Origin of the sequence: Arthrobacter sp. ISL-48 (assembly GCF_018613805.1) — a bacterium.
In the GTDB taxonomy this organism is placed as follows: domain Bacteria; phylum Actinomycetota; class Actinomycetes; order Actinomycetales; family Micrococcaceae; genus Arthrobacter.
The window spans coordinates 1-21,272 of the sequence record NZ_JAGGPL010000022.1; the positions used below are offsets into that span (position 1 = coordinate 1).

General features: G+C 64.0%; 24 protein-coding genes and 1 pseudogene. 8 read left to right on the forward strand and 17 right to left on the reverse strand.

Annotated features, from left to right (window positions below):
• Positions 1-120: helix-turn-helix domain-containing protein (locus tag J7E83_RS17995; RefSeq protein ID WP_311379800.1), on the reverse strand; the 120-nt coding region annotated here is incomplete at its 3' end.
• Positions 121-174: 54 nt separating this feature from the next.
• On the opposite strand from J7E83_RS17995, the gene J7E83_RS18000 reads away from it, so the two are divergent.
• Together J7E83_RS18000 and J7E83_RS18005 are read left to right on the forward strand one after the other, a co-directional pair.
• Positions 175-462: a hypothetical protein gene (locus J7E83_RS18000; protein ID WP_214964964.1), complete on the forward strand. Its 288-nt coding sequence runs from the start codon at positions 175-177 to the stop codon at positions 460-462.
• A gap of 142 nt (positions 463-604) precedes the next feature.
• Positions 605-748, forward strand: coding sequence for a hypothetical protein (locus J7E83_RS18005; RefSeq protein WP_251044073.1), 144 nt, complete (start codon positions 605-607; stop codon positions 746-748).
• Here the strand turns inward: J7E83_RS18005 and J7E83_RS18010 are convergent.
• From J7E83_RS18010 to J7E83_RS18020, 3 genes are all read right to left on the reverse strand, one after another.
• Positions 745-2,421 (reverse strand): extracellular solute-binding protein, encoded by a 1,677-nt coding sequence (locus tag J7E83_RS18010; protein ID WP_214964965.1) that lies wholly within the window; start codon positions 2,419-2,421, stop codon positions 745-747. The genes J7E83_RS18005 and J7E83_RS18010 overlap by 4 nt on opposite strands.
• Positions 2,422-2,948: 527 nt before the next feature.
• Positions 2,949-3,953, reverse strand: coding sequence for a hypothetical protein (locus J7E83_RS18015; RefSeq protein ID WP_214964966.1), 1,005 nt, complete (start codon positions 3,951-3,953; stop codon positions 2,949-2,951).
• A gap of 241 nt (positions 3,954-4,194) precedes the next feature.
• The gene (locus J7E83_RS18020; RefSeq protein WP_251044074.1) at positions 4,195-4,470 is read right to left on the reverse strand and encodes a DUF1016 N-terminal domain-containing protein; all 276 of its coding nucleotides are present in this window, start codon (positions 4,468-4,470) and stop codon (positions 4,195-4,197) included.
• Positions 4,471-4,619: 149 nt separating this feature from the next.
• Between J7E83_RS18020 and J7E83_RS18025 the strand changes: the two genes are divergently transcribed.
• Positions 4,620-5,396: a type 1 glutamine amidotransferase domain-containing protein gene (locus J7E83_RS18025; RefSeq protein ID WP_214964967.1), complete on the forward strand. Its 777-nt coding sequence runs from the start codon at positions 4,620-4,622 to the stop codon at positions 5,394-5,396.
• Positions 5,397-5,540: 144 nt separating this feature from the next.
• On the opposite strand, the gene J7E83_RS18030 is transcribed toward J7E83_RS18025, so the two are convergent.
• Both J7E83_RS18030 and J7E83_RS18035 read right to left on the reverse strand, forming a co-directional pair.
• Positions 5,541-6,296: a dienelactone hydrolase family protein gene (locus J7E83_RS18030; protein ID WP_214964968.1), complete on the reverse strand. Its 756-nt coding sequence runs from the start codon at positions 6,294-6,296 to the stop codon at positions 5,541-5,543.
• A 40-nt stretch (positions 6,297-6,336) separates the two neighbouring features.
• Entirely contained in the window at positions 6,337-7,062 is a 726-nt protein-coding gene (locus tag J7E83_RS18035) for a hypothetical protein (RefSeq protein ID WP_214964969.1), read from the reverse strand.
• Between the two features lie 178 nt (positions 7,063-7,240).
• On the opposite strand from J7E83_RS18035, the gene J7E83_RS18040 reads away from it, so the two are divergent.
• The 3 genes from J7E83_RS18040 to J7E83_RS18050 all read left to right on the forward strand — a co-directional run bounded on the left by J7E83_RS18040 (position 7,241) and on the right by J7E83_RS18050 (position 9,191).
• Positions 7,241-8,200: an A/G-specific adenine glycosylase gene (locus J7E83_RS18040; protein WP_214964970.1), complete on the forward strand. Its 960-nt coding sequence runs from the start codon at positions 7,241-7,243 to the stop codon at positions 8,198-8,200.
• A 104-nt stretch (positions 8,201-8,304) separates the two neighbouring features.
• A complete protein-coding gene (locus J7E83_RS18045) occupies positions 8,305-8,790 on the forward strand; it encodes a hypothetical protein (protein ID WP_214964971.1) in 486 nt (161 codons plus the stop codon).
• A gap of 56 nt (positions 8,791-8,846) precedes the next feature.
• Complete coding sequence (locus J7E83_RS18050; protein ID WP_214964973.1) at positions 8,847-9,191, forward strand: hypothetical protein; 345 nt, start codon at positions 8,847-8,849, stop codon at positions 9,189-9,191.
• 166 nt (positions 9,192-9,357) lie between these two features.
• Here J7E83_RS18050 and J7E83_RS18055 read toward each other — a convergent pair whose 3' ends face one another.
• From J7E83_RS18055 to J7E83_RS18075, 5 genes are all read right to left on the reverse strand, one after another.
• Positions 9,358-10,827 (reverse strand): MFS transporter, encoded by a 1,470-nt coding sequence (locus J7E83_RS18055; protein ID WP_214964975.1) that lies wholly within the window; start codon positions 10,825-10,827, stop codon positions 9,358-9,360.
• 55 nt (positions 10,828-10,882) lie between these two features.
• The gene (gene dhaM, locus J7E83_RS18060) at positions 10,883-11,584 is read right to left on the reverse strand and encodes a dihydroxyacetone kinase phosphoryl donor subunit DhaM (protein WP_214964977.1); all 702 of its coding nucleotides are present in this window, start codon (positions 11,582-11,584) and stop codon (positions 10,883-10,885) included.
• A complete protein-coding gene (gene dhaL, locus J7E83_RS18065; protein ID WP_214964979.1) occupies positions 11,581-12,213 on the reverse strand; it encodes a dihydroxyacetone kinase subunit DhaL in 633 nt (210 codons plus the stop codon). Before dhaL ends, dhaM begins: the two co-directional genes overlap by 4 nt.
• Before the next feature lie 2 nt (positions 12,214-12,215).
• Positions 12,216-13,217 (reverse strand): dihydroxyacetone kinase subunit DhaK, encoded by a 1,002-nt coding sequence (gene dhaK / locus J7E83_RS18070; protein ID WP_214964981.1) that lies wholly within the window; start codon positions 13,215-13,217, stop codon positions 12,216-12,218.
• A 115-nt stretch (positions 13,218-13,332) separates the two neighbouring features.
• On the reverse strand, positions 13,333-13,671 hold the full coding sequence (locus J7E83_RS18075) for a VOC family protein (RefSeq protein ID WP_251044075.1): 339 nt from the start codon (positions 13,669-13,671) through the stop codon (positions 13,333-13,335).
• Positions 13,672-13,694: 23 nt separating this feature from the next.
• Between J7E83_RS18075 and J7E83_RS18080 the strand changes: the two genes are divergently transcribed.
• Complete coding sequence (locus J7E83_RS18080) at positions 13,695-13,868, forward strand: hypothetical protein (RefSeq protein ID WP_214965251.1); 174 nt, start codon at positions 13,695-13,697, stop codon at positions 13,866-13,868.
• Positions 13,869-13,888: 20 nt separating this feature from the next.
• Here J7E83_RS18080 and J7E83_RS18085 read toward each other — a convergent pair whose 3' ends face one another.
• The 6 genes and pseudogenes from J7E83_RS18085 to lysS form a co-directional block, all read right to left on the reverse strand.
• Complete coding sequence (locus tag J7E83_RS18085; RefSeq protein ID WP_396020572.1) at positions 13,889-14,404, reverse strand: amino-acid N-acetyltransferase; 516 nt, start codon at positions 14,402-14,404, stop codon at positions 13,889-13,891.
• Between the two features lie 29 nt (positions 14,405-14,433).
• Positions 14,434-14,841, reverse strand: a pseudogene (locus J7E83_RS18090) (alpha/beta hydrolase family protein); the annotation flags it as partial.
• Between the two features lie 373 nt (positions 14,842-15,214).
• Positions 15,215-17,707: an ATP-dependent Clp protease ATP-binding subunit gene (locus tag J7E83_RS18095; RefSeq protein WP_214964985.1), complete on the reverse strand. Its 2,493-nt coding sequence runs from the start codon at positions 17,705-17,707 to the stop codon at positions 15,215-15,217.
• Positions 17,708-18,055: 348 nt separating this feature from the next.
• Positions 18,056-18,385 (reverse strand): Lsr2 family protein, encoded by a 330-nt coding sequence (locus J7E83_RS18100; RefSeq protein WP_214964987.1) that lies wholly within the window; start codon positions 18,383-18,385, stop codon positions 18,056-18,058.
• A gap of 150 nt (positions 18,386-18,535) precedes the next feature.
• Entirely contained in the window at positions 18,536-18,715 is a 180-nt protein-coding gene (locus J7E83_RS18105) for a hypothetical protein (protein WP_214964988.1), read from the reverse strand.
• 2 nt (positions 18,716-18,717) lie between these two features.
• A complete protein-coding gene (gene lysS, locus J7E83_RS18110; RefSeq protein WP_214964989.1) occupies positions 18,718-20,250 on the reverse strand; it encodes a lysine--tRNA ligase in 1,533 nt (510 codons plus the stop codon).
• A gap of 67 nt (positions 20,251-20,317) precedes the next feature.
• Between lysS and J7E83_RS18115 the strand changes: the two genes are divergently transcribed.
• The gene (locus J7E83_RS18115; RefSeq protein WP_214964990.1) at positions 20,318-21,262 is read left to right on the forward strand and encodes an alpha/beta fold hydrolase; all 945 of its coding nucleotides are present in this window, start codon (positions 20,318-20,320) and stop codon (positions 21,260-21,262) included.
• Positions 21,263-21,272 lie beyond the last annotated feature (10 nt).

Here is a 21,272-nt window from a genome sequence, read left to right on the forward strand (position 1 = left end):
ACCGTCCGCGCTGACCGCTTTCGCGACAGTGTTCCGCGAAATACCCAGCCGCGCCGCTATAGACCTCATCGATTCACCCTCGGCAAGATGCAACCGCCGAATAAGCGCCCAATCCTCCACTGTGATCACCCACCCAATCGTTTGGAATGAGTGGCTCAGTTTTCAACCGTCACAATGGCTCAGTTTTCGACCGACACCGACACGTGCTCGGACGGACTGAGGTTCAACGAGCTCCGGCACCTACAAACCATCGATTTCGCCACCAACCCGCAGGCACGCAGGTCCGGGAAATCAGGGGTCTGCAAGGTCCGCTTCGGCAAGTCCCGCACGGGCCCCCCTCACAAACCCCGCAGCGTCCTGACGATCTTCGACTGGACCGCCGGAGCCAATGGATGGCCTGGATCTACACTCGCTGCGACGCTCCGACGCAACGCACCTTCTGGAGGACGGATGGGATCCTAGATTCGTGATAACAAATGGGCCACGAACACGCCTCCACTATTGGGGGTCTACCAGTTCGTCAGCGACGACTGCCGCAACTCCACCCCTCGGGCGGCCCTGGACCCACCATGGACGAAGTCCTAAGCGTGCAGATGAGAGGACAATGGTGAGACGCGAAGTCCAATACAAATGGTGGCTTTCTGAACTCATGGCAGCGAGGGGCCTTCACAACACCACCGACCTCATCCGCCTGCTGGCCGAGCGCGGCAACCAGAAATCAGAACGCGTCACAGTGCCGGCGTCCTAGGCCTTCAGGAATCCTGCGTAGAAGTCACGAAGTTCATCTCCGCCGTTCTTCTTCCAGGTGGCGACGGCCGCATCAAGGTCCGACATGCTCTTGCGTCCACGGAGAATGTCCTTGGAGAGGTCGTCGAAGGGTTTCGAGAGGGACCCGAACTTGCTGGGTTCCTGGATCTGCAGGCCGTAGAAGAGGGGGTCAACCACGTACGGGGCCTGGCGGACTTCCCAGTCCGTCTTGGTCTTCACGAAGCCGGGGTACTGGACGGAGTTGTTCACCGGGGCGGAGTTCACCAGGAATGCGTACGTGCTGGTGACTTCCTCCTTGCCCTTAGCTGTGGCCTGCGGAGCGTTCTGTGCGTCGCGGGTGTAGTGGACGCCTTCAACGCCGTTGTTGATCAGCATGTTCTCTTCCGTACCGAAGGGTGCGGCTGCGAAGTTGGCCAAGGCCAGCATTTCCTCAACCTTGGCTGGATCATCCGTTTTCTTGATGAAACTGAAGATGGCGGCAGGTGATCCGCGGAACAACGTTGGCTTGCCGCCGTCAGGGGCAAAGAAGTCCATGGGCTGCATCTGGAACTTGGGGTTGGACGGCAGGACACGGCCCAGGGCTTCACCCCAGCCACCCATGCCGTCGCCGGTTATTAGGGTGGCGCCGGATTCGAAGCGCTGCTTTGCCTTCTGGGTGTTGCCGGCCACAGCATCGGGGTGGACAGCGCCTGAGGCGAAGAGTTTCACACCCCATTCCAGGGCAGCCCGGTATTCGTCGGACTCAACCCTGTTCTGGAGCTTGCCGTCCACCAGTTTCCAATTGTCCACACCGTGCATGATCTGCGCGGCAGTCCATACATCGTCAGAACCCCAGCGGTTCTTGGCCGGGTCCGTGATTTCCTTGGCCACGGCGATGTATTCATCGGCGGACTTTGGCTGTTCCAGGCCCATTTCATCGAACAGGTCCTTACGGTAGAAGAAGGCGTTCCCGATCCCCCCAGACGGGTACGGCAGCCCGTACAGCCCGCCTTCGAAACAGCTGTACTTCCACGCAGAGGTGGGGATATTTGCGAGGTTGGGGTACTTCTTGATCTTGTCACCGGCAAGGTACTCGGAAAGGTCCGTGAAGAGGCCCTTGACTGCCTGGCCGAACCGCGGCGGGAGGTTCCAGGACGGGATAACCACCCAGTCCGGCACGTCCTTAGGTGAGGCCAGCACTGTCTGGATCTTGTCCCCGTAGGTGTTGCCATCACTGACCTGGAAGTTCAGCGTTGCGCCCAACCGTTCGTTCACGGCCTGGTAGTAGCTGTTGTCGGCCGGCGGGATTGCCCACCAGGCCGGGGTCATGACTGTATAGCTTCCGCCTTTGCCCGGAATACCCTGCACTGATTTGACCAAGGTTGAGGGGATGCTGGTGAAGCCGGGCGCCGTTCCGTTAACACTCGGGATGTCCGGTTTGACGGTTTCCAGCGGGATGTAGCTGGGCACGAGCTTGGACGTGGCGTCGGCCATTCCCGCGGAAGTGGTGGCCTGCGGGGCCCCACCGCCGCTGCTACATGAGGTGAGCGCAGGGAGTGCGGCAAAGGCCACGGCACCACCCATGAGGCCCAGGAACGACCGGCGGCCTACTCCTGTGCGGCCGAGCTCCTTCAGGGACTCGCTGAGTTCCGGTGAGGCATTGGTTCCAAGCATGATCTGCACTCCTTCGTGTGGACTTCTGTTGGCCTGACGCAGGCTTATCGCCGGGCTGCTGCCGCTCGGCGCAGCTCTGCGACCGGGCAGCTAGGCCAGGAAGATGTCGAAGCGATTCGATTGCCCCAGCCTAGATGACGACCCAACCAGACCGCAAGCTTTTCTTGTGTTGCAGCTCACATGGCTAAATGCCGCAAGGTTTGTCAAGCATCCGACGCGCAAGCGTTTAAACAATTTGGCTCCAAGAACGGACCACCATGTCAATTACCCCTACGCCACCACTCCCAAGCCGTGCTGGCACTACTCACGCTGGACCAGAAGGAGAAGCGTCAGCTCGTCGAGCGGCCAGTTTTGCGCTTCGAACGCCGATAACAGCGCATCTGACAATTTGAGGCCGCAGTTCTATTTAGCCCCTTGCCGGATGCAATGTCAGGGCGCTGCCCGTCCTCCGCGTCCCCTGCCGCGGGCGTACGCAATTCACGCCGTCCGGAGGTAGCCGCGGCTCCAACATATGGCTGCCGGTTTGGCTAGGTCCCCGGAATGATGGGGAGCGGTGCGCCGATGGTGAGGTCGACGCGGACGGCGTACGTCCCGTCCGGCTGTGGTGGAGTGTGGCGGGTCTCGAGCAGCACGACGGTTCCTTCGACGATACCGATGAACGGTTCCCCCGTCAGCCGGGCGCGGTCGAGTTGCCTTTCCACTGCGGAGCGGACTGTGGGTGTCAGGAAAGTTAGGCCCTGCGGAAAGCCCCATTCGGCGATGCTGGTGAGACCCTGCCCGGGTTCGCTGAGGCCTCCACCCATTCCGACGCTTGCCGTTAGGATCTGGTCTGTTCCGTTCCGGATCGTGTAATTGACCTGCTGGTTACCCGCGGGCCGCGTGCACGGGGATTGTTCCGGGCCGTAGCAGTCGAACCCTCCCGCTTCCAGACCCGGTGCTGCAGCGGTCGTGGTCGTTGCGTAGTGCGCTCCGCCGTATGGCCAGCTGCGGTCTTTTGCGACCTTTGTTGTCACAGTGAGCGTCAGCACGGGCGCCCCGCTGACGGTGATCCCTTCTCCGAAGTACCGTCCTTCGCCCACCGAATAGGTGGCGTGATCGGTTGTGATGCTTTCCCGGGCCGGAGGCCTCGGATCGTCCCTGTCTTTCCCGAGGCCCGTTCCTGGGTTCGCGACTTTGTCCACCGCGCCGCTGACCGGTCCCGTGTCGGCGGGCCACAGCGACAGAACGGACGCATTAAGGACCGACATCAGGCTCTTGGCTTGTTCTGGGTCCCAGGTGATTCCGGTCGGATCCGGAAGGCCGATGTGGGCATATTGGAGCCGACCGTCAAGGGCGCTGACAAGGTCGACATGGGTAACTGCCGACTGGCCTGGATCACCGTTCTCCGAGGGGGAGGTTCTGCACCAGATCTGGCGGGAAGTGTCGTTGGATCTCACCTGCGCGCAGAAGAAACCCGCCAGCTTCAGCGAATGGGCGATGGTTCCAGCCTCTCCCCCGCTGGCGACTGGAACCGCAATCGACGTCTCATTCATCGGTTCATGGGCGAAGGGCTGCAAGGGACCCCACCCAGTAGATGTTCCGTCAGGCGCACTGCAGCCGCCGAGGACCGCGGCCAGCAGGACAAGCACCGCCGGTAGGCCCCGGAAACCCGGTCTGAAGAAGTGAGCGGCCATGATCAGATGAGCTCAGAATCTGGTGCAACAAGCTGTTGCACAAAGTTTGAGGGCGCCGCTCCGGTCCGTTCCAGAGTCTTGTTCATGATCATGTTCATGTTCATGAGAACGCTCCGGGACCATTTGAACGCGAAAGGCCTCTCATTTCAGGGAACTCCGCCCGAAGGTCATCCGCCAACCGTCCGATGACCCCACTCCCCCAGCTCTCCACCTCCTGACGTTCCAGGATAGTCCGGCCAATGGACCAGTACAGCGCGATGAGCTGGCTGTTAACAGTCCTTATCGCCTGGGTCCGCGCAGCTCGTACCCGGTTCTTGAGCTCGCCGAGAAGATCGGTGTAGCCGGAGGGGAGAGCGAGGTCAGGGGAATCAGTCATGATTTTGATCCTATCGACCAAGGTATATCTGACCGCGGCAGAGGAATCGTCCGCAGACCCTTGCGCAGACCACTACCACCTCTAGGACTCGGAGGGGAGGCCTGAATTGGGCGGGGCGTAGGGTGGAAGTCGGAAGATAGGAGCACTTCATGAAGAAAATTCTTATGGTACTGACCAGCGTTTCCGAGATCGGCGATACGGGAGAGAAGACCGGCTACAACGTGGCCGAGGCTGCGCATCCCTGGAAGGTCTTCAAGGATTCCGGGCATTTCGTGGACTTCGCGTCCATCCAGGGCGGCCAGCCACCGCGCGACGAGGTGGACTTAGAAGATCCCATCCAGGTTGCCTTCACGGAGGACGAGACCACGCGTGCAGGTCTCTACAACACTGCCCGCGTCGACGTCGTTGATCCCGCACAGTACGACGGAGTTTTCCTCGTGGGAGGCCACGGCACCATGTGGGACTTCCCGGACAGCGAAGGCTTGCAGAACCTGGTGGCCAGTGTCTATAACGCCGGCGGCTTGGTGGGCGCGGTCTGTCACGGACCAGCCGGCCTGTTGAACGTGGAATTGGAGAACGGGCTTCGGCTCGTCGAGGGCCGGAAAGTGGCCGCCTTTACCAACGCCGAGGAGGTTGCCGCAGGGAAGGACAAGGTGATCCCGTTCTTTTTGGCAGACCGGCTTGAGGAACAGGGCGCCACCCACGTCTCCGCTGATGTCTTTGAGGAGAAGGTCGTGGTTGACGACCGGCTGGTGACCGGCCAGAACCCCGCCTCAGCCGCCGGCGTGGCCAAGGAGATGGAGAAGCTCTTCGCAGAGGTCATCCACCAGGAAAAAGCCGAGGAACAGCACGACGCGGAGGCTCTGCGCGCCCAGAAGGACGCCGGGAAAAACGCCAAGAAGGCTGCCGCAGAAGCGGATCACTAACACCAACAGCGCACTGAAACTGCCGGCCACCCCGACAACGGGGTGGCCGGTACGGCACCTCAATGCCCAGCAGGAAGACTACGGCACCCCAGCGTCGTCAACCCGGCCGAAATGCCGGCATCCCCAACAACCACGGCATTTGGGCTATGCCAGCTGCGCGCCGTCGCCGCCCCTGACGAGATCGAGTACTGCCTGCCACGCCCTCTGCGCGTGGGTGGCGTGATAGCCCACGCCGGGCACGGTGCGTTCGGCGGGCGCATCGCCCGGTCCTGTGCTCTGCTTCGGGCGCGCCCAGAACGCATGTTGGGCTCCGCCGTAGATGTTTGCACGCCAATCGATACCGGCATTTTGCATGGTGTTCCCTAGATCCAACAACTGGGTCGGAGTGCAGAGGGGGTCGTCAGAGCCGGTGCACAGTAAGTATGTCGCGTCGGCATCCGCCCACTCCTCGGACTGAGTGAGCGGGAGACCAGGGTGTATGACGGCTACGGCCTTGAAGCCGGCTCCTGCTCTGGCAAGTTCCAAAACAATTCGGGCACCTGCGCCGTAGCCGACTGCGGCGATTTGACCGGGGTCTGCGCCCGGCTCGGCTAGCAGCACATCCAACGCAGTTCGTCCGATCGAGAGCATGCGATCGGTGTCAGCCATCATGGGCATGACCCGGTTCAGCATTGCTTCAGGCTCCCCGAAGAAGGTGCGACCTCCGTGGTAGTCCATAGCGAACGTCAGATATCCGTGTTCGGCGAGATCATCGGCTCGACCACGCTGATAGTCGTCGAGACCAACTCCGTCGTGGCCGAGAAGAACCACGGGCCACGATCCCGTGCCTTCCGGTTTGGCGAGATACCCCACCATCGTCTCGTTGCCGACGTCGTACGTAATGTCTCGTGTCTCGATCACGCTTCTGACGTTAGCTCGCTCGTCGAATGGATGGGAAGTGTCAGTTGAGCTTAAATACGGCCTTAGGGCTGGTCTTCGAGCCGAGCTTGGCGGTGAAAACGTAGTACGCGCCGCCTGCCCCGGGCTTGGCCTGGACGGGCTGGCAGCCTTCCACGGTGCGGTTCCGCGGCCAGGGGAAATTAGCTGTCTCGCTCGCACCTGGCTGGATGGTCTTTACCAAGTCCTCGCTCTTCGCCTGGCAGTCCCTCGACGAGAAAATCCTGTCCGAGCCGCTGGTCACCAGAAACTCCATCTGCGACGTGCCGATGTTCACGTCGCACGGCATCTGCCCACCGTTGGTCACCTTGAGGGTCAACAACGGATTCTCCTCCGGGCCATAGGCGGCTTTGTCGGTGGAGGCCGCGACGGTGACCAGGTTCTGGTCGCACGTGGGGGTGGGCGCCGGCGTCGGGGTGCTGCTGGCCGTCGGCGTGCTGCTGGAGCCAGCGGACGGAGAGGTGTCAGGGGCGGCGCCAGTCGTGCCCGTCGCACCAGCAGCAGCACCGGTGGAGGAGACCTTTTCGGCGTTTCCGCTGAAGGCACCGGCCACTGCAAAGCCGCTGAAAACCACGGCTATCGCTATCAGCAAGGCTGCCCCTACAAACAGCCGACGACGGCGGTAGACAGCGTCGCTTGGCCCCCGCACTTCGCTGGAACCTCCGCGGGAAGCTGTGCGGGGACGCGAGTTGGATGCTGTCTTGCGTGGTGAATTGCCTTGCCTGCCCATCCTTCTAGGCTAAGGAACCCCCGGGGCTCTGATGGCCCACCACGCCGGATGCCGGGCCAACGCTATGGTCACGGTTTGTTCCCGGGCTCCCGATCCAGTTTTTCCGGCTCCCGGATCCCGTCCACTGCAGCACATCAATTACAGTGTTGGGATCGACGCTACAACCAAGTCCCCAGCCATGCCCGCCAGTACCCGCAGCCCCGGACCCGCACTGGACACCCTCCATCGCAGGATCGTCCACTGGTTCGGTGAGACTGCCCGCGACCTGCCCTGGCGCGATGCCAACTGCTCACCCTGGGGCGTGCTGGTTAGCGAGATCATGCTCCAGCAGACCCCGGTGGTGCGGGTCCTGCCCGTCTGGGAGGAGTGGCTCACGCGCTGGCCAAACCCTACGGCCCTGGCCGGTGAACCTGCCGGCGAGGCGGTCCGCTCCTGGGGCAGGCTGGGCTATCCCCGCCGCGCGCTCAGGCTCCATGCTGCTGCGGTAGCCATCGTGGACGATCACGGCGGGAAAGTCCCCGACGCGTACCCGGAGCTGCTGGCCCTCCCGGGCGTAGGCAGCTACACGGCCGCCGCCGTCGCCGCGTTTGCCTTCGGACGCCGGGAAACGGTGGTGGACACCAACATCCGGCGCGTGCACGCCCGGCTCATTTCCGGCGTCGCCCTTCCGTCGCCGTCGCTGACCGCCTCAGAGATGCGGCTCGCGGCGGAGCTGTTGCCGCATGACACCCAGACCTCCGTCCGGTGGAACGCAGCTGTGATGGAGCTGGGGGCGCTGGTATGCACGGCGCGGGCGCCGAAGTGCGCCGCCTGCCCCGTCCGTGACGCCTGCGCGTGGCTGGCGGCAGGTGAGCCGCCGCCGTCGTACACCCCTAAAGGGCAGGCCTGGCACGGCACCGACCGCCAGGTCCGCGGAGCCGTGCTGGCTGTGCTGCGGCTCGCGGACACGCCAGTGCAGCCGGAGATGTTCCACCAGGAGCCTGCGGACCTTGGCTTCAGGGCTGAGGGAATCGGCGTGCCGCTGTCTGCGCTTCACCGGCTGAATTCGGCGCCCGAGCAGCTGGAGCGTGCCTTGGCCGGGCTGCTCAGCGATGGCCTCGCAGAACTTCACCACGGCGGCTACCAGCTTCCCGCCTGATCCCGGGTCTCATTCCGGCAGTCTTTGGCGCGGGGGCATAACAATGTTTACATCACTTCCCTGGCGCCCGCGGGGCTCAGCCATAGCCGGCCCTACGCTTAAGTATGGGCAAGCCCGGGGTATTGCTGACACTAACCACGACGGCGCTACTCACCTCTGCCTGCTATCCCTACGCAGCGCCATGCCCGGCGATCGCTCAGGCGTCGGTGGTGTCCGTGGCGGTGGCACGGGACTATGTTCCCCACGTGAAGACGCTTCGCCTGAAGGCTTGCCAGGACGGCGCCTGCAAGGAAGCGGAGTTGGAACTCTTCCCAGGCTCTGTATCCGTGGACCAGGGCTGCAGGCCGGACGGAATTTGCTCCGCCACCGTTTCGCCGGACGGGACCATGATGGGGATGCTGATGCTCGACACCCTCACAGAAGCGCCCATGGCGCTGACGGCCACCGGAACAGCGCCTGACGGAGCGGCCCTGCCGGTGCGCACCCTGGATTTCCGGCCCCGCGGTGCCTACCCGTACGGCGAACAGTGTGGCAGGTTTGTGACCGCCTCAGTGAAGCTCGACGCCGGAGGGCTGCGTGACGTTTCCTAATCGGGCCATTTTCCGGCAACGTAGGATGAAACCGTCGATCTACTACTGAGGGAACCATGAAGAAACTCACTACGGCCCTGCTCGCCACCGGGCTCATCCTCTCCGCGTCGGCCTGCGCCGCGGAGACCAAGCTGTCCACGGCGGAAACCTGTGACCGGATCAAGATCGCGGTATCGAGCCCCGCCAACGCCATTGGCAAGACCGGGATGACCCGCCTCGCCAACCAGATCCGGCCAATCGAGGCCGTAGCCTCGGATGACTTGAAGGCAGCGCTGCAGTCGATCATCGAGTTCACTGACGAATCCGCGAAAGAGACCCCGGACGCCGAAAAGCTCAGCACACTCCAGGACGGCTACCAAGAGGCCGGCAGCACCTACCAGAAGTTCTGCGGCCAGGGCTAAGCCAGCCGCCTTGAAATCGCCCGCTCTGAACCAGCGGGCCTGAGCCACCCGCAAGGCCCGAACTGGCAGCAGATGCCCTCAAAACTGCTTTTTCAGGTCATCTGCTGCCAGTTCGCGCCGATTCCGCGACGTCGTTGCCCTTGCCGGCCATCGGTGCGCCCCGCCCTTAGGGATCTGCGGGCGGAGCTGTCCCGGCAGAAGGCGCATGGACGTCGGCCTGGCCGGAGGCGGATTCACGCACCACGGACGGCATGGCGAGCACCGCCGCGACGGTGAGTACGGCAGCCAACACTACGGCCAGGAACACGGCGGTGGAGGCGGCCACAACGGCATGCGGGTTTGTGTGGCCATCGGGAACGCCCGCGTAGATAGCATTTGCTACCGCGCCGAATACGGCTACGCCCAGGGCGCTGCCGATGGACCGCGCGAAGAGGTTGGCGCCCGTGACTACCCCGCGTTCGTTCCATTCAACGCTGGACTGGGCGGCGATGAGGGTGGGCGTTGCAACAAGACCGAGGCCGAGTCCGACGATGAAGCAGCTGGCAGCGACGAACACGGGGTTGGGTGTGTAGGCGGTGAAGGCAAGGATCAGGGAGCCGACGACCGTGACCGAGATTCCGATCAAAGCGGTGGTCCTGAACCCGAGCCGAAGATAGAAGCGTCCGGACTGGGAAGCACTGATCGGCCACCCGATCGTCAGCGCAGCGAGTGAAAGCCCGGCGATAACCGGGGAGGTCGCAACGGCTCCTTGCAGGAACGTCGGAACGTACGAGGTGAGGCCGAGTATCACTGAACCGACGCCGAAAGAAATAGAGGTCGTGGTGGCGAGCAGGCGCCGCGACAGGACCCACGGCGGCAGGACAGGCTCGGCCGCCCGCCGCTCTACCAGGAGGAAGATGGCCAGCAAAACAGCTCCGACGGCGAACGCCGCGATGCTGATTGGCGAGTCCCAGGCCCACGCCTGGCCGCCTTCGAGGGCTCCGAGGATAAGCAAGCTCAAGGAGATGGTCAGAAGCACCGCTCCGAGGTAGTCCACGCGGTGCTTGGTGCGCTCGATGTCCTCGTGGAACGTCCGAACCAGCATCCATCCGGCCAGGAGGCAGAGCGGCACGTTGACGAGGAAGATTCCACGCCAGATGCCGAGGGAGGAGAACACCCCGCCGAGCGTGGGACCGACGACGGACGAGACCGCCCATACGCTGGCCAGATAGCCCTGCACCTTTGCACGCTCGGCCACGGAGTAGATGTCACCGGCGATGGTTATGGCAACAGGCAGGACTGCTCCGGCGCCCAGGCCTTGCACCACACGGAACGCGATGAGCGCCGGCATGCTCCATGCCAATCCGCACAGAATGGAGCCAAGGAGGAACAGGCCGATTCCCGTGAGGATAATCGGTTTGCGGCCTGCCATGTCGGAAAGTTTCGCGTAAACCGGCACGGAGACGGCCTGGGCAAGCAGGTATGCGGAAAAGAGCCACGGGAAGGACGAGAACCCGCCAATGTCACGCACTATCGACGGCACTGCCGTGGCGACGATCGTGGCGTCTATGGCGACGAGGCCGCTCGACAGCATCAGGGCGATGAGGACCGGGCCCCGCTCGGAACGGAAGCCGACATCTTCAGCCCGCGTAGTCATGAGATGACCTCGTTTCGGTCCGGCCAAGCCTGGCGTAAGCAACCCGGAATCAACTCTACGGTTCGCCGAAGCCCGCCTGCACCAGCCCGCCCACGTAGTTCACGGCGCGCTCGGCGTCAGCACCCCAGGCCTCCACGTGGAGTACTGATCCTTTCCCCGCCGCCAATGTCATCAGCCCGGTCATTGAGGCACCGTCCACCCCGTTAACCTTTACCTCTGCGTCCAGGGAGGAGATGCCGCCCGCGATCTTGGCAGCCGGGCGGGCATGCATGCCGGCCTGGTTGATCAGCTCAAAATCTCCAGTGAACTCCGGGCCGCCACCAGTGACAGAGCCTTCCGAGACAGTACTGGCGGGCGCCGGATCGGCTCCGGAGCCAAGGGCTGAGGGGTAGGCGGCCTCGGCGGCGCGCTTAACGGCCTCCGCGTCTGCCCCGCCCTGGGCCGCGACGGCGGCGGCCACCGCACCCTCCACCAAGGGCGCATCGGCCAGCAGCACCTCGGCCGGATCGTCCGCCAGTTCCATCGCCGACTCTGCGGTCATCACGGCCGAACCAAGATCCGTCAGGACCACCACGCCGTCCCCTCCCGAAGCCTGGTCCAGCGCAGACATAACCTTCTCCAGACTCGTGCCGATCCGGCCGTCAGGGGTGCCCCCGGCTGCAAGGATCACGACGTCGGGCGCCATCTGGGCAGCAAGCTCGACGGCGCCGTCGGCTATCTTTTCGCTATGCGACACCACCACGATACGGACGGTCACGCCGCGGCCCCGGCGGCAGCGCGGAGGATCAGAGCGCTGGAAGCGGCGCCGGGGTCACGGTGGCCCGCGCTCCGCTCCCCCAGGTAGCTCGCCCGGCCCTTGCGGGCCACCAGCGGATCGGTCGCCACGGCACCTGCCTCGGCGGCCTCCGCGGCGGCGACCAGCACAGCGAGGACGTTGCCGCTTCCGCCGGCGGCAACGGCCTGGGCCGCCTCGGCGGCGGGTGTCCACGCATCCACCATGGTTTTGTCGCCCGACTCTGCCTTGCCCCTGGCCACGATGCCGTCACGTGCAGCCAGCAGCGCTCCGGCGAGCGCCGCGGGATCCACCTCGGCGGCGTCACCCAGAAAAGTGGACGCGCGGAGGAATGCCGTGCCGTACAGAGGGCCTGCTGCCCCGCCCACCTTGGACATGAGGGTCATCGCCGTCAATTTGAGGGCCGCGCCGGGAGTTTCAGGCGGAGCTTCGGCCAGCTTGTCCAGGACTGCCTGGAAGCCGCGGTCCATGTTCTCGCCATGGTCCGAGTCCCCGATGGCGCGGTCCAGTTCAATGAGCTCGACCCGGTGCTCCGCCATGGCCTGCGCGCACATCGTCAACCATTTCACGGCCCACTTCACGTCCAGCATCATGGCTACACGCCCCAACGCAGTGCAGCCGTGTGGACGGGGGCATCCCAAAGCTGCGTCAGCTCGTCGTCCAGGCGCAGCACGGAAATGGAGCAGCCCTGCATTTCCAGGGCGGTGATGTAATTTCCCACCAGCGAGCGCTCCACCGTTGCACCCCTGTCCGCAATCACCTGCGCCGCCCGCCGATAGACGATGTAAAGCTCACTCAGGGGCGTGCCGCCCATCCCGTTGACGAACAGCAGCACTTTGTCGCCCGACGCGATGCCCAGGTCGCCGAGTACCGGTTCCAGCAGGCGGTCCGTGATGCCGTTCGCGTTCTCCATCTGGATCCGGTGCCGGCCCGGCTCGCCGTGGATGCCAATGCCGATTTCGATCTCGTTGTCCTCCAGGTCGAAGCTGGGCGTGCCGGCGTGCGGCACGGTGCAGGCCGAGAGCGCGACGCCCATCGTGCGGACATTGCCGTTGACCCGGTCGCCAATCGCGGCAACCGCGTCGAGGCCGTCTCCGCGTTCGGCGGCGGCGCCGGCAATTTTTTCCACCAGCACTGTTCCGCCCACCCCGCGCCGCCCGGCGGTGTACAGCGAGTCCTCGACCGCGACGTCGTCATTCACCAGCACCGTGCGGACCTCCACCCCTTCCGCCTGCGCCAACTCGCCCGCCGTTTCGAAGTTCAGGACGTCACCGGTGTAGTTCTTCACGATGTGCACGACCCCGGCGCCTGAGTTGACGGCGAGCGTCGCCGGAAGGATCTGGTCCGGCGTCGGTGAGGTGAACACTGCCCCAGGCACCGCGGCGTCGAGCATTCCCATCCCGACAAAGCCGGCGTGGAGGGGTTCATGCCCGCTTCCGCCTCCGGAGACCAGCCCCACCTTTCCTTCCACCGGCGCGTCCTTGCGGGTGATGAACGTGGGATCTGCACTGACGGTGACGAGGTCCGCGTGGACCAGGCCGAAGCCCTCCACCGACTCGTCAACCACTGAACGGGGATCATTGATGAGTTTTTTCATGGCGGAGCTCCTGGCTGTGGGTGCTTCCTGGAGGATGTCACTTTGACCCTACTACCGCCACGGGGACGGCGGAAGCTCCGGACCACATGCCATGGTCAGTGTGCGAAGCCCGAGCTCACTGGCGATCGTGCACTGTGATCGCGTATCCCTCCGGGTCGAGGAAGGTGAAGGTGGTCCCGAAGGGTCCCTCGAAGGGCTCCTGCACCACTTGCGCCCCGGCCCTGACGACGGCGGTGTGAAGCCCTGCCGTGTCCGGATCGTGGAACCAGAGTCCCATGCCAAGTCCGGGCCGCGGGGTCGAGTCAAGATCAATGCCAGGCACGGCGTCACGGACGGCAAAAGGGATGGGAGAGGTGTTGAAAACCACCGCGTGCGGTGGTGAGGCCTCTGCCCTGGTCAACCCCAGGACGGACTCGTAGAACGTGGCCGCCCTCTCGAGATCGCGAACTTGCAACGAGATAAAATCCGGTCCGGTCCTTGCCTGCGGTTCTGACCTCCGCCGGAGCGGAACTGCTCGGCCACGCGCAGGCTTTGGTCGACGACGTCGAAACACGGATGCTCTCCGGGCTCACAGAACACGAGACGGCGGCGCTTGGCCAGGCCCTCGGTGCGTGCGCCGCCGCCTTGGAGGGGCCGCCTTCACCCAGTTGATGGTGTGGCGGGGATTCTCCTCAGAGGAACTTGATCATGCGGGTATTGCCCAATGTATTGGGCTTGACGCGAGCCAGGTCCAGGAACTCGGCCACACCTTCGTCATGGGAGCGAAGGAGTTCCGAGTAGACCATCGGGTCCACCGCCGTCTGGTCAGCCATGACCTCGAAGCCGTGGCGCTTGAAGAAGTCCACCTCGAACGTAAGGCAGAAGACCCGCGCCACGCCGAGGGCGCGTGCCTCCTCCACGAGGCTTTCCACCAGGACATGGCCCACCCCCTTCCCGCGCCAGGCATCTGACGCAGCAAGGGTGCGCACCTCGGCCAGGTCCTCCCACATCACGTGAAGGGCGCCGCAGCCGATGACTTCGCCGTCGTCGGATTCGGCGATCCGGAACTCCTGCAGGCTTTCGTAGTAGGCAACCGTCTCCTTGGCCATGAGGATCCTCTGCTCTGCCAGCGGGGCCACCAGTCTCTTAATGGCGGGAACATCGCTGGTGCGGGCAGGACGGATCTGGAAGGAGTCTGAGTCGGTCACAGAATCCATCCTACGAGGCGAGGGCAGTACTAAAGACCCAGTTCAGCAGGAACGGGCAGCTCCTCATCCAGCACATTCCTGGCCAGGAAGCTCTCCACCACCCCGTACCAGACCTTGGCGTGCTGCGGCTGCAGGACCCAGTGGTTCTCATCCGGGAAGTACAGGAAACGGTGCGGGGTCTGGCCGTCCTGGTCAGCCGCCAGCCGGGACCTGGACAGCAGCTCATACCAGAGCCGCAGCCCCTCGCCGATGGGCACCCTGTAGTCCTTGTCACCGTGGATTACCAGCATGGGTGTGCTGATCTTCTCCACATGCAGGTGCGGCGAATTGTCCGTCGCCATCTGTTCGGTCATTTCCTTGAGCCAGTATTGTGAGGCATCCGTGGTGGGGCCGAACTGGTCCAGTGCCCACAGGCTGGCGTGGGTGACAATGGCCCTCCCACAGCGCAGTGGCGAAGTCAGTGCCCTTGCCGTTGAGCGTGGACACGGTGGTCACCAACCTGCGGCCGTCGGGACTCAAGGCCAGGCCGCTCACCCGCGGGATGGCGAGGTAGTGGTCAAGATTGTGGAAGGGGGTTTCAGGTTGCTCGCCCAGGATCGCCGGGTCATCGGTTGCCATGCCCCGATTCAACACGGTTTATGCCCCACAACCCGGTAGGCGCGGCGCCTCTGGCACAAGCAGCCCGGAACCGCACGAACGGTGCTGCCCACAACCGTCTATGCGGTCACGGGCCACGCATGCGCCGAAAAAGGCGAAAGCCCCGCCTGTTCCCTTTCGGGAGCGGGCGGGGCCTTGGCGGTCCAGAAGCGTCTAGACGCTTGGTGCGATTTCCGGAATGCGCGGCTTGGCGTTGCCGGCGAACGTGAACTTGGCGTCGTCGCCTTCACCGTCGACGTCCACCACAACGATGTCACCGGAGTGGATCTCGCCGAACAGGATCTTCTCGGAGAGCTGGTCCTCAATCTCGCGCTGGATGGTGCGGCGGAGCGGCCGGGCACCCATGGCGGGATCGTAGCCGCGTGTTGCCAGGAGAACCTTGGCCGCGGTAGTGAGCTCGATGCCCATGTCCTTGTCCTTGAGGCGCTTCTCCAGGCGTCCGACGAACATGTCCACGATCTCGATGATCTCGTCCTGGGTGAGCTGCGGGAACACCACGACGTCATCCACACGGTTCAGGAACTCGGGGCGGAAGTGCTGCTTGAGCTCCTCCGTGACCCGGGCGCGCATCCGGTTGTAGCCGGTCTGCGTGTCCGTGCCCGACTGGAAGCCGGTCGCAACGCTCTTGGAGATGTCCCGGGTACCTAGGTTGGTGGTCATGATGATAACGGTGTTCTTGAAGTCCACCACACGTCCCTGGGAGTCGGTCAGGCGGCCGTCTTCCAGGATCTGCAGGAGCGAGTTGAAGAGGTCCGCGTGGGCCTTCTCCACTTCGTCGAACAGGACCACGGAGAACGGACGGCGCCGGACCTTCTCGGTCAGCTGCCCGCCTTCCTCGTAGCCGACGTAGCCCGGAGGCGCACCGAAGAGGCGCGAGACCGTGTGCTTCTCCGAGTACTCGGACATGTCCAGGGTGATCAGGGCGTCCTCTTCACCGAACAGGAACTCGGCAAGCGCCTTGGCCAGCTCGGTCTTGCCGACGCCCGTGGGGCCGGCGAAGATGAACGAACCACCGGGACGCTTCGGGTCCTTCAGGCCTGCACGCGTGCGGCGGATCGCTTGGGACAGGGACCTGATGGCCTCGTTCTGGCCGACCACGCGCTTGTGCAGTTCGTCTTCCATCTTCAGCAGGCGCGAGGACTCCTCCTCGGTCAGCTTGAACACCGGGATACCCGTGGAGTTGGCCAATACCTCGGCGATGAGATCCTCATCCACCTCGGAAATATCGTCCATGCCGCCGGACTTCCAGTGACGTTCCTTCTCTGAACGCTCTGTGATGAGCCTCTGCTCCTTGTCCCGGAGCGAAGCTGCGCCTTCGAAGTCCTGCGCGTCGATGGCGGATTCCTTCTCCATCTTGAGCTGGGCGATCCGCTCGTCCATGGCCTTCAGCTCCGGCGGGGCAGTCATCCGGCGGATCCGCAGCCGTGCACCGGCTTCATCGATCAGGTCGATCGCCTTGTCCGGCAGGAAGCGGTCCGAGATATAGCGTTCGGAGAGGTTCGCGGCCGAGGCGAGGGCGCCGTCGGTGATGGTGACGCGGTGGTGTGCCTCGTAGCGGTCACGCAGGCCCTTCAGGATCTCAATCGCGTGCGCAACCGAGGGTTCCTTGACCTGGATCGGCTGGAAGCGGCGCTCCAGCGCGGCGTCCTTCTCGATGTGCTTGCGGTACTCGTCCAGCGTGGTGGCACCGATGGTCTGCAGTTCACCGCGGGCCAGCATGGGCTTCAGGATGGACGCGGCGTCGATGGCACCTTCGGCGGCTCCGGCACCCACGAGGGTGTGGATCTCGTCGATGAAAAGGATGATGTCGCCGCGGGTGCGGATTTCCTTGAGGACCTTCTTCAGGCGCTCTTCGAAGTCACCGCGGTACCGGGAGCCGGCCACCAGGGAACCGAGGTCCAAGGTGTACAGCTGCTTGTCCTTGATAGTCTCCGGGACGTCCCCACGCACGATCGCCTGGGCCAGGCCTTCGACGACGGCGGTTTTGCCGACGCCGGGCTCGCCGATCAGCACCGGGTTGTTCTTGGTGCGGCGGGAAAGGACCTGCATGACGCGTTCCATCTCGGATTCGCGTCCGATCACCGGGTCCAGTTTGTTCTCACGCGCAGCCTGGGTCAGGTTGCGGCCGAACTGGTCCAGGACCACGGAACCGGCGGGCGTGCCTTCGGGCTGGCTTGAGCCGACGCCGGCGCCGGTGGTTTCCTTGCCCTGGTAGCCGGAGAGGAGCTGGATGACCTGCTGGCGGACGCGGTTGAGGTCTGCGCCGAGCTTAACCAGCACCTGGGCGGCAACACCTTCACCCTCGCGGATGAGTCCCAGCAGGATGTGCTCCGTGCCGATGTAGTTGTGGCCCAGCTGGAGGGCCTCGCGCAGCGAGAGCTCCAGGACCTTCTTGGCGCGGGGCGTGAAGGGGATGTGACCGGACGGGGCCTGCTGGCCCTGACCGATAATCTCCTGCACCTGCTCGCGGACGCCGTCGAGCGAGATGCTCAAGGACTCGAGGGCCTTGGCGGCAACGCCCTCACCCTCATGGATCAGACCCAACAGGATGTGTTCGGTTCCAATGTAATTGTGGTTCAGCATGCGTGCCTCTTCTTGGGCAAGCACAACTACGCGACGGGCACGGTCCGTAAATCGCTCAAACATTTCGCCACACTCCTAGCTACGACGTACTTTGATGCTACGTGGCGGACCCGGCATTGTGGAGCGTGTTCGCCACGGGGGAAACCGTGGCTGGCCCGGGAATAGACCGCGGGGGCCCGGACAGGGCGCCGCAGCCGTGTTCCATTGGCGCCGCCGGGGCCACACCGGCTGGAAACGGGTGGGGAAAATTCGCGTGGACTTTGTCGTCTGCGACCCCAGGGAGCTGCGAATGCGCGAAGGTATTCCATACCACCGCAGCGGCGGGCGAGCATAAACTACTTTGCGCCAAAAAAGCCCTGCCTTCGCCAACAGACGAAGACAGGGCTTAAAGGGACGTCCGGAAGCCCGCTACTACGAATTTGCCTTTTGGTAGGCTTCCTGGATTTCGGCCTGAATTCGGCCGCGGCTGTTAACCGTGTAGCCATTCTCGCGCGCCCACTGACGGATCTGCGCGGAATCGTTGCCTCGCGCTCCTGTAGCCGGTTTGGTCCGGGTAGGGCGGCCCGTGGATGTCTTACGGGCAGCGGCCACAAACCGCTCAAGTGCGGAACGGAGCTCGGCAGCATTAGGCGCCGACAGATCAATTTCGTAGCTGACCCCATCGAGGCCAAAACGGACATTCTCGTCCGCGGTTCCCCCATCCAGATCATCTACGAGGATGATGCTTACTTTCTGTGCCATTAAATTGTCTTCCTCTTGGAAAGGTACGGGGTTTCACAAAAGCGGGGAATCGTAAAAGCAGGATGTCCTGTAAAAAGTATGACCCTCTTTATGGCAACGCGTCAAAGCGACGAATGGTTCCTGTGGATATTCACAGTAAATTCTTTCGTTTTATAAATCGGAATCCGTGCCAGTGCCGTTCGATGGCTCTGCGCTGCGCGCATCTGCTTCTGCCTTGGCTCGCGCTTCCGCCTGCCGCTCCGATTTATCGGCATTGAAGATCGACTTCATCGCGAACCAGAAGAGCAGGCCCACCACAAGCGACGGGAGGAGTACGGCGACATATTCCATGGTCAGTGCCCTTCAGGCTTAAGGAGCGGAAAGAGGATGGTCTCCCTGATGCCGGCACCGGTGAACAGCATGACCAGCCTGTCGATGCCCAGGCCTATGCCGCCCATGGGAGGAGCACCGTATTCGAGGGCCCGGAGGAAGTCCTCATCCAGCTGCATGGCCTCGTCATCGCCCTCGGCAGCGTGCCGGGACTGCTCGGTGAGCCGTTCCCTCTGGATGACGGGATCGATCAGTTCCGAGAAGGCCGTGCCACGCTCCATTCCGCCGATGATGAGGTCCCAGGCCTCGATCAGCCGGCCGTCCTTACGGTGCGGGCGGGCCAGCGGCTGGGCGGACGGCGGGTAGTCGTACACGAAGGTGGGATTCAGCAGCGTGGGCTCCACGATCTCGCCAAACAGCTCCACGGCCAGTTTCTCGGCGTCCCACTTCGGATCCACCTTCACCTCATGCTTTGCGGCGATGCCCCGCAGCACCTCAAGCGAAGTGTCCGGAGTGACCTCCTGGCCAACGGCGTCGGAAAGCCCGGGGTAGACCGACAGCCAGGCCCAGTCGCCGTCGAGGTTGATCTCCCCGGCGTCCGTCTGCAGGGTACGTCCGGCACCTACTGCATCCGCGGCGTCCAGGATGATTTCCTTGATGCGATCCGCCATGATGAACTGGTCCGCCCAGGCCTCGTAACACTCAAGGGTGGTGAATTCGGGGCTGTGGGTGGAGTCCACGCCTTCATTACGGAAGACCCGGCCCATGTCGTAGACACGGTCGATCCCGCCCACCACGGCGCGCTTGAGGTAGAGCTCCGTGGCGATGCGGAGGGTCATCTTCTGGTCGAACGCGTTCATGTGCGTCTCGAACGGGCGGGCCAGGGCGCCGCCGTGGACCAGCTGCAGGATGGGGGTTTCCACCTCCACGTAGCTGTGACGGTGCAGGCTTTCACGGATGGAGCGGGTGATGGCGGCGCGGGTATAGACCATCTCGCGGGCTTCATCGCGCACCATCAGGTCCACGTAGCGCTGGCGGACGCGGGTTTCCTCGTTCAGTTCCGCGTGCAGCACCGGAAGCGGACGCAGGGCCTTGGAGGCCATGGACCAGGACTCCGCCATGACAGACAGCTCGCCGCGGCGTGAGGAGATGACCTCACCCTTGATAAACACGTGGTCGCCCAAGTCAACCAGTGCCTTCCAGTCCGCGAGCGCTTCCTCGCCGACGTTGGCTAGGCTCAGCATGGCCTGCAGCCGGGTACCCTTGCCGTCCGTTCCGCCTTCCTGCAGAGTGGCGAAGCAGAGCTTGCCGGTGTTGCGGACAAACACCACCCTGCCCGTTACACCCACGAGGTCGCCGGTGGTGTCATCGGCCTCAAGGTGCGCGTACTTTTCGCGGATCTCGGTGAGGGAATGCGTGCGCTCCACACCCACCGGGTACGCCTCGGTGCCGCGTTCAATCAGTTTGGCGCGCTTTTCCATGCGGATGCGCATCTGTTCGCTGGCGTCGAGCGGCTCAGGGGCATTCTTGGAGGCGGGGGTGTTTTGGGAAGTCACAATCCCCAAGTTTACCGGGACTTCGCGTCACCGGCTTCCGGCCGCCGGTGGGGCTTAGACTCGGGCTGTGGAGACGTGGACAGTGGAAACGGACGACGGCGGGCGCCTGGCGGTGCACTCGTTCCTCAGCCCGGCGGCCACCGCGGCCGGCAGGACTGCCAGCACGCCAGCGGACGGAGAGCGGACGGCGGGGGGTGCTCCCGGCGTCGTACTCATCCACGGCACTCTGGTGACCGATGCCCTTTACCGGCCTTTCGCCCGGAAGCTAAGCGTCCTTCTGGGCAGGCCGGTGCACTGCTACAACCGGCGCGGCCGGGGCGGCTCCGCGCCGCAGCCTGACGACTACTCGGTGAAGACCGAGATTACCGACCTGACAGCGGTGATGCGCGAGACCGGGTCCACGGACGTGGTGGCGCACAGCTACGGCGGGTTTGTGGCGTTGCAGGCTGCCCGCACGCTGCCGATTGGCCGGTTGGTGACTTATGACGCTGCCGTGTCACTCTCCGGGAGCCTCAATCACAGATGGCGGCCGGAGCTGGAGGACGCCGTCACTGCGGGTCAGCTCAACCATGCCTGGGCGCACCTGGTCCGGGGCCTGGCAACGGCAGGTCCGGTTTCTTACCTGCCGCTCGGCGCGCTCCGCATGCTGAGCATCCTCTCCGCGCGAACCACTGTGGGGGCGGAAATGCGGCAACTGCTACCCACGGCAGTCGCAGAGATGCGGGCAGTGCTGGACGCAAACGCCGAGCTTGAGGACTTCACGGCCCTCACCACACCTATTCTGATGCTCAGTGGCGGCTGGAGCCCGGCCTACTTTGCGCAGACGGGCCGGGAGCTCGCCGCGGCGGTTCCATCCATCGAGTTTGCTGTGGTGCCGGGCCAGCTCCATGAGGGTCCTATTCGTCCAGGCAAAGGGCTCGCTGTGAGGATGGCCCGGTTCATCAACGGCGGCGGCACCGAGGTCCGCAGGCTGGGACATCGTAGGCCCAGGGGCGGTCGGGCAGGCGGGTAGGGCCGCGCGT

Bases quoted from the DNA above. Each gene is read 5' to 3' on its own strand.
- J7E83_RS18095 (WP_214964985.1), bottom strand. From the start codon at position 17,707: ATGTTTGAGCGATTTACGGACCGTGCCCGTCGCGTAGTTGTGCTTGCC.
- J7E83_RS18035 (WP_214964969.1), bottom strand. From the start codon at position 7,062: ATGGGCAGGCAAGGCAATTCACCACGCAAGACAGCATCCAACTCGCGT.
- J7E83_RS18000 (WP_214964964.1), top strand. From the start codon at position 175: ATGGCTCAGTTTTCGACCGACACCGACACGTGCTCGGACGGACTGAGG.
- dhaL (WP_214964979.1), bottom strand. From the start codon at position 12,213: ATGATGCTGGACGTGAAGTGGGCCGTGAAATGGTTGACGATGTGCGCG.
- J7E83_RS18105 (WP_214964988.1), bottom strand. From the start codon at position 18,715: ATGGAATATGTCGCCGTACTCCTCCCGTCGCTTGTGGTGGGCCTGCTC.
- dhaK (WP_214964981.1), bottom strand. From the start codon at position 13,217: ATGAAAAAACTCATCAATGATCCCCGTTCAGTGGTTGACGAGTCGGTG.
- J7E83_RS18050 (WP_214964973.1), top strand. From the start codon at position 8,847: ATGAAGAAACTCACTACGGCCCTGCTCGCCACCGGGCTCATCCTCTCC.
- J7E83_RS18025 (WP_214964967.1), top strand. From the start codon at position 4,620: ATGAAGAAAATTCTTATGGTACTGACCAGCGTTTCCGAGATCGGCGAT.
- J7E83_RS18100 (WP_214964987.1), bottom strand. From the start codon at position 18,385: ATGGCACAGAAAGTAAGCATCATCCTCGTAGATGATCTGGATGGGGGA.
- J7E83_RS18045 (WP_214964971.1), top strand. From the start codon at position 8,305: ATGGGCAAGCCCGGGGTATTGCTGACACTAACCACGACGGCGCTACTC.
- J7E83_RS18020 (WP_251044074.1), bottom strand. From the start codon at position 4,470: ATGACTGATTCCCCTGACCTCGCTCTCCCCTCCGGCTACACCGATCTT.
- J7E83_RS18015 (WP_214964966.1), bottom strand. From the start codon at position 3,953: ATGAATGAGACGTCGATTGCGGTTCCAGTCGCCAGCGGGGGAGAGGCT.
- J7E83_RS18040 (WP_214964970.1), top strand. From the start codon at position 7,241: ATGCCCGCCAGTACCCGCAGCCCCGGACCCGCACTGGACACCCTCCAT.
- J7E83_RS18010 (WP_214964965.1), bottom strand. From the start codon at position 2,421: ATGCTTGGAACCAATGCCTCACCGGAACTCAGCGAGTCCCTGAAGGAG.
- J7E83_RS18005 (WP_251044073.1), top strand. From the start codon at position 605: ATGGTGAGACGCGAAGTCCAATACAAATGGTGGCTTTCTGAACTCATG.
- J7E83_RS18055 (WP_214964975.1), bottom strand. From the start codon at position 10,827: ATGACTACGCGGGCTGAAGATGTCGGCTTCCGTTCCGAGCGGGGCCCG.